We start from the raw sequence: 4,239 nt of genomic DNA, 5'->3' as shown, positions 1-4,239 counted from the left end.
ACCGGCGAGGTCCGCCAGGGCGCGCTGGACGCGGTCGCGGTGGAGGGCCTGGCCCAGGCGACCCGGGCGGATCCGGCGGACGTACGGCGGGCCGTGATGCTCGCCGGGTCGCTCCGGACGGTGGCCGGGGCACTGCTCGGCGAGGGGCCGGCGGCGCTGGAGCGGTTCCGGCTCACGGTGGGCCGCCCGGTGCTGCCGATGCTGGCGCACAGCGCGTCCTCGGTCGCGGAGGCGGTGGGGAAGCTGGGCGCCTGCGCGGTGGAGGAGAAGCTGGACGGCATCCGCATCCAGGTGCACCGGGACGGCGATCGGGTGCGGATCCACACCCGCACCCTGGACGACATCTCCGGCCGGCTGCCCGAAGTCACCGCCGCCGCGCTGGCGTTGCCGGGCGAGCGGTTCATCCTGGACGGGGAGGTGATCTCCTTCGACGCGGCGGGGCGGCCCCGGTCCTTCCAGGAGACGGCGGGCCGGGTGGGTTCCCGGTCCGACGTGACGCGGGCGGCCGAGGAGGTCCCGGTCTCCCCCGTCTTCTTCGACGCCCTCGCGGTGGACGGCCGTGACCTGCTCGACCTGCCGTTCGCCGAGCGGCACGCGGAGCTGGCCCGGCTGGTGCCCGAGCCGATGCGGGTGCGGCGCACGCTGGTCGCGGGACCCGATGACCTGGCGGAGGCGGAGCGCTTCCTCGCGGACACCCTGGCCCGGGGCCACGAGGGCGTGGTGGTCAAGGCGCTCGACGCGCCCTACAGCGCGGGCCGGCGTGGCGCGTCCTGGCTGAAGGTCAAGCCCGTGCACACCCTGGACCTGGTGGTGCTGGCCGCCGAGTGGGGCCACGGCCGGCGCACCGGCCGGCTGTCCAACCTCCACCTCGGCGCCCGCACCCCGGACGGCGGCTTCGCGATGCTCGGCAAGACCTTCAAGGGCATGACGGACGCGATGCTCGCCTGGCAGACCGAGCGGCTTCAGGAGCTGGCGGTCGAGGACGACGGCCGGGTGGTCCGGGTCCGCCCCGAACTCGTCGTGGAGATCGCCTACGACGGCTTGCAGCGCTCCACCCGCTATCCGGCCGGTGTCACCCTGCGTTTCGCCCGCGTGGTCCGCTACCGCGAGGACAAGCGCCCCGAGGAGGCCGATACCGTCCAGGCCCTGCCGGCAGCCCATCCGGAGGCCGGGACATGACGGTGCGGGCGGCGAGGCGCAGCGCGGGACTGCTGTTGTTCCGGCACACGGACCAGGGCCTCGAGGTGTTGCTCGGCCATATGGGCGGCCCGCTGTGGGCGAGGAAGGACGCGGGCGCCTGGACCGTGCCCAAGGGCGAGTACGACCCGGCGGAGCCGGCCTGGGAGGCGGCCCGGCGGGAGTTCCGCGAGGAGCTGGGGGTGGCGCCGCCGGACGGGGAGGCCCTGCCGCTGGGCGAGGTCGTGCAGCGCAACGGCAAGATCGTCACGGTCTGGGCGGTGGAGGCGGACCTCGACCCGGAGACGATCGAGCCGGGGACGTTCACCCTGCAGTGGCCGCCGCGGTCCGGCCGGTACCAGGAGTTCCCGGAGCTGGACCGGGTGGCGTGGTTCACCCCGGACCGGGCCCGTGCGGTGATCGTCACGGCGCAGGCCGCGTTTCTCGACCGGCTGGCGGAGCACTCGGGCTGATCCGAGGACCTGTCGCGTTGCGACTTGCCGGGCCGCGCGCGAAGGTCGAGACAAGCCCGCTCCCAGGGAGGTCGGTCATGCCCATCGCGACGGTGAACCCGGCGAACGGCGAGACGCTCAAGACGTACGAGCCCATGGACGAGGACGAGCTGGAACGCCGGCTGGAGCTGGCCGAGGCCACGTTCCGCACCTATCGCACGACCTCGTTCGCCGAGCGCGCCCGGTTGCTGGTCAAGGCCGCCGAGCTGCTGGACGGGGACCAGGAGGAGATCGGCCGGGTCGTCACCACCGAGATGGGCAAGCCGGTCCGGCAGGCCCGCGCGGAGGCGGCGAAGTGCGCCAAGGCGATGCGCTGGTACGCCGAGCACGCCGAACGGCTGCTGGCCGACGAGGAGCCCGCCGAGGCGGACGTGCGCGACTCGGGCGCCTCCCGGGTGCGGGTGCGCTACCGTCCGCTCGGCCCGGTGCTCGCCGTGATGCCGTGGAACTTCCCGCTGTGGCAGGTGGTCCGGTTCGCGGCGCCCGCCCTGATGGCCGGCAACACGGGCCTGCTCAAGCACGCCTCCAACGTGCCGCGGACGGCCCTGTACCTGGAGGACCTCTTCCACCGGGCGGGTTTCCCGGAGGGCTGCTTCCAGACGCTGCTGATCGGCTCCGGCGCGGTGGACGACATCCTGCGCGACGAGCGGGTCAAGGCGGCCACCCTGACCGGCAGCGAACCGGCGGGCCGGGCGGTCGCGTCCACCGCCGGCGAGATGATCAAGAAGACGGTGCTGGAGCTCGGCGGCAGCGACCCGTACATCGTGATGCCCTCCGCCGACCTCGACCGCGCGGCCGAGGTCGCGGTGACCGCGCGGGTGCAGAACAACGGGCAGTCCTGCATCGCCGCCAAGCGGTTCATCGTGCACACCGACGTCTACGACGCCTTCACGGAGAAGTTCGTCGCTGGCATGCGGGCCCTGAAGGTCGGCGACCCGCTGGCGGAGGACACCGAGGTCGGGCCGCTCGCCAGCGAGCGGGGCCGCGCGGACCTGGAGGAACTGGTCGACGACGCCCGGCACGGCGGGGCGAGGGTGCTGTGCGGCGGCGAACGGCCGGACGGGCCCGGCTGGTACTACCCGCCGACCGTGCTGTCCGGCATCACGCGGGAGATGCGCGTGCACCGCGAGGAGGCGTTCGGACCGGTCGCCACGCTGTACCGGGCGGACGACGTGGACGAGGCCGTGCTCATCGCCAACGACTCGGCGTTCGGCCTGAGTTCGAACGTGTGGACACGGGACGAGACCGAGGTCGAACGGTTCGCCCGGGACCTGGAGGCCGGTTCGGTGTACGTCAACGGAATGACCGCCTCCCACCCGGCGTTCCCGTTCGGCGGGGTGAAGCGCTCGGGGTACGGGCGTGAGCTGTCCGGGCACGGAATCCGGGAGTTCTGCAACATCACCACGGTTTGGCAGGGTGCGTGAGGGCCGCGCGGCTACCATCCCGTTCTGTGAACCGCGAAGTGACCCTGCCTCTGATCGTCGACGACCGCGGGGCCTTGCAGGTCTCCGCGGCCGACGTGAGTAAGTTGTTGCGGACCGTGGGCGCTCGGTGGCTGCATCTGGTCGAGGCGGGTGAGCAGCGGCTCGACGAGGACACCGTCGCCGCGCTGACCATCGAGCTGGCCAAGCTGGCGGACCGGATCGACGCCGGCATGGTCGCCGTGGCCGACACCGTCCGCCATGCCCTGACCCGCCCTCGTCACTCCGCCGCCGCCTCCCCGCGGCTCTCCGAGCCCTTCACCACGCCGAACACCACCGGATGATCGGCGATCCGCCGGTGACGAGCGGGGGGCCCGGTCAGCGGCGTTCCTCCCGGGTCACCCAGCCCCGTTCCCGGGCGTGCCAGCCCAGTTGCATCCGGGTGGTCACCCCCGCCAGCTCCATCAGCCGCCGTACCCGGCGCTGTACGGTCCGCAGCCCCAGGCCCAGCTGTCTGGCCACGCTCGCGTCGGTCAGCCCGGCCAGCAGCAGCGAGAGCACTTCCAGATCGGCGGCGTCGGGCCCGCCCGGCGGCTCCTCGGTCACCCCCTCGGCGCCCAGCCGCAGCGGCAGCGCGTCCCGCCACACCGACTCGAACAGCCCGGCGAGCAGCTCCAGCAGCCCGCTGGCGTGCACCACCAGCGCGGCCGGCTCGGCGGACTTCGAGGTAAGCGGCACCAGCGCGAGCGAACCGTCGGCCACCACCAGCTTCGTCGGCACCCGGTCCACCACCCGGACCCGCTCGTCCCGGCCGAGCGCCGCCCGCAGCTCGGTCAGCCCGTGCGGCCGGTCCAGCACCGCGCGCTCCACCACCACCCGGTAGCGCACCCCGCGCCCGGCCGCCCGCTCCTCCGCATCGTTCTCCATACCGGACACCACCATCGGGTCGCCGGTCACCAGCGCGCACACCTCCTCCGCCGCGCCCAGCTGGAGCTGGAGGAAGCGCTGGGAGACCGCCGAGGCGCCGGTCACCACCTCCACCAGGTCGTGCACCGCCGGTTCCGCCACCGTCGCCCGGTACTCCTCCGCGAGCAGCGCCGCCGTCAGCTCCGCCTGCTCCAGTTCGTGCC

General features: G+C 73.7%; 4 protein-coding genes and 1 pseudogene. 4 read left to right on the top strand and 1 reads right to left on the bottom strand.

The window, feature by feature from the left end; all coding sequences use genetic code 11:
• From H5J33_RS25565 to H5J33_RS25550, 4 genes and pseudogenes are all read left to right on the top strand, one after another.
• Positions 1-1,179 (top strand): ATP-dependent DNA ligase (locus tag H5J33_RS25565; RefSeq protein ID WP_181797224.1); only part of this gene is annotated, 1,179 nt, incomplete at its 5' end.
• Positions 1,176-1,649, top strand: a complete 474-nt coding sequence (locus H5J33_RS25560; protein WP_181797223.1) for an NUDIX domain-containing protein — start codon at positions 1,176-1,178, stop codon at positions 1,647-1,649. The genes H5J33_RS25565 and H5J33_RS25560, both read left to right, overlap by 4 nt.
• 77 nt (positions 1,650-1,726) lie before the next feature.
• On the top strand, positions 1,727-3,112 hold the full coding sequence (locus H5J33_RS25555; protein WP_181797222.1) for an NADP-dependent succinic semialdehyde dehydrogenase: 1,386 nt from the start codon (positions 1,727-1,729) through the stop codon (positions 3,110-3,112).
• A 26-nt stretch (positions 3,113-3,138) separates the two neighbouring features.
• Positions 3,139-3,351 (top strand): annotated as a pseudogene (locus tag H5J33_RS25550) (DUF6213 family protein); the annotation flags it as partial.
• Positions 3,352-3,487: 136 nt separating this feature from the next.
• On the opposite strand, the gene H5J33_RS25545 reads toward H5J33_RS25550, so the two are convergent.
• Positions 3,488-4,239: helix-turn-helix transcriptional regulator (locus tag H5J33_RS25545; RefSeq protein WP_181797221.1), on the bottom strand; the 752-nt coding region annotated here is incomplete at its 5' end.

The sequence above is a fragment of the Streptomyces sp. WELS2 genome, assembly GCF_013870595.1.
Classification (GTDB): Bacteria; Actinomycetota; Actinomycetes; order Streptomycetales; family Streptomycetaceae; genus Streptomyces.
The sequence above is the reverse complement of the archived record's forward strand: the minus strand, read 5'-3'. Positions and strand labels throughout refer to the sequence as shown.